Origin of the sequence: Streptomyces sp. TRM68367 (assembly GCF_014495685.1) — a bacterium.
In the GTDB taxonomy this organism is placed as follows: Bacteria; Actinomycetota; Actinomycetes; order Streptomycetales; family Streptomycetaceae; genus Streptomyces.
On record NZ_JACTVI010000278.1, the window covers coordinates 1 to 1,174 of the forward strand.

Genomic DNA, 1,174 nt, shown 5'->3' on the forward strand with positions numbered 1-1,174 from the left:
CGCGCCGGATGGTGTTGAGGCGGGTGATCAGGGGGGTGATGGTGCGGCCCTCGCGTTCGGCGGCCTCCCAGTCACGCCGTTTGATCTGGTACTTCTCGCTGTCGAGGTATTCCTCGCTGCCTTCTCTGAGGGGGGTGTTCTCGCACAGTTCGTAGCCGCTGTAGATGCCCCAGGTCGGCGAGAGGGTGGCGGCCAGCACGGCGCGGGCCTCGAAGGCGGGGCGGCCGCCGTGCTGGAGGTAGGCGTGCAGGATGTCGGGGGTGTTGGCGAAGAAGTTCGGCCGCATGTAGGCCGCCGCTTCCCCGGACAGTTCGGTCAGGTACTCGGTGAGTTCCTGTTTGGTGTTGCGCCAGGTGAAGTAGGTGTAGGACTGCTGGAAGCCGATCTGGGCCAGGGTGTGCATCATGGCCGGGCGGGTGAAGGCCTCGGCCAGGAAGATCACGTCCGGGTCGGTGCGGTTGACGTCGGCGATCACGCGTTCCCAGAAGACGACCGGTTTGGTGTGCGGGTTGTCCACGCGGAAGATCCGCACCCCGCAGTCCATCCAGTGCCGCAGCACCCGCAGTGTCTCGGCGATCAGGCCGTCCAGGTCGGCGTCGAAGGCGATGGGGTAGATGTCCTGGTACTTCTTGGGCGGGTTCTCGGCGTAGGCGATGGTGCCGTCGGGGCGGTGGTGGAACCACTCGGGGTGCTTGGCCACCCAGGGGTGGTCCGGGGAGCACTGCAGGGCGAAGTCCAGGGCGACCTCCAGACCCAGGGTGCGGGCCTGGTCGGTGAACCAGGTGAAGTCCTCCAGGGTGCCGAGCTGGGGGTGGACGGCGTCGTGGCCGCCTTCGGTGGAGCCGATGGCCCAGGGGACGCCGACGTCGTCGGGGCCGGGGGAGAGGGTGTTGTTGCGGCCTTTGCGGTAGGTGGTGCCGATGGGGTGGATGGGGGGCAGGTAGACGACGTCGAAGCCCGCGGCGGCGATCGCGGGCAGGCGTCGGGCGGCGGTGCGGAAGGTGCCGTGCGGCTGTTCTTCGGTGCCCTCGGAGCGGGGGAAGAACTCGTACCAGGAGCCGAACAGCGCGCGCTCGCGTTCCACCTGCAGGGGCAGTGTCTGCGAGGCGGTGACCAGCTCGCGCAGCGGGTGGCGGGCCAGCACCCGGTCCACCTCCGGCGTCAACGCCGCCGC

General features: G+C 69.1%; 1 pseudogene. It reads right to left on the reverse strand.

Features of this window, described 5'->3' with window-relative positions:
* Window positions 1–1,174 (reverse strand): annotated as a pseudogene (locus tag H8R17_RS45490) (alpha-1,4-glucan--maltose-1-phosphate maltosyltransferase); the annotation flags it as partial.